At 70.9% G+C, this 573-nt stretch carries 2 protein-coding genes; one reads left to right on the top strand and one right to left on the bottom strand.

Going from position 1 to position 573, the window contains the following annotated elements; all coding sequences use genetic code 11:
* The coding region (locus AB4Z42_RS28370; RefSeq protein WP_442012576.1) for a hypothetical protein at positions 1-300 on the bottom strand (300 nt) is incomplete at its 3' end.
* Here AB4Z42_RS28370 and cpaB point away from each other — a divergent pair.
* Positions 284-573: Flp pilus assembly protein CpaB (gene cpaB / locus AB4Z42_RS28365; protein WP_442012575.1), on the top strand; the 290-nt coding region annotated here is incomplete at its 3' end. The genes AB4Z42_RS28370 and cpaB overlap by 17 nt on opposite strands.

Raw genomic sequence — 573 nt, 5'->3', positions numbered from 1 at the left:
TCCCGATGCTGTGACAACAGGGACCAGGAACGGGGGAATCGCCATGCACCACAGCAGCCGCATGCATGCGCCACACAGAGACGCCAGGCCCTGCGCCTCGGCACACCGCCACGGCTCCGGGTCGCGCCCAGACCACCACATGACAGCCGCCAGCGGCCAGGACCCGGCCCGCCGGACCGGACGCCAACGCGCCACCAGGCACGCCGGGCGCCCCGCCATTCCCGCCACGTGCCCGCGCACCCTGGCACATCGCACCATCTTCTTCTGAGCAAGGGAGCCGAAAATGAAGAACCTGCGCATCCTGTTCATGCTGCTGATCGCCACCATCGCGGGGCTCAGCGCCGTCATGCTCGCGTCCCGCTGGCTGCTGCAGCAAGGCAGCAACGGCATCACCAAGGTGGCCGTGGCCGCCGCCGACATCAGCCTGGGCCAGCAGATCACCCCCGAGGCCGTGAAGCTGGTGGACTGGCCCGCGGCCAGCCTGCCGCCCGGCGTGGTCCAGGACGCCACCTCGCTCGCCGGCCGCGTCACCAAGGCCAGCCTCTCGCGCGGCGAGCCGGTGCTGGAGTCCAA

Source organism: Mycobacterium sp. 2YAF39, from assembly GCF_052114565.1.
Taxonomy (GTDB): domain Bacteria; phylum Actinomycetota; class Actinomycetes; order Mycobacteriales; family Mycobacteriaceae; genus Mycobacterium.
This window is presented reverse-complemented; position numbering and strand designations above follow the sequence as displayed.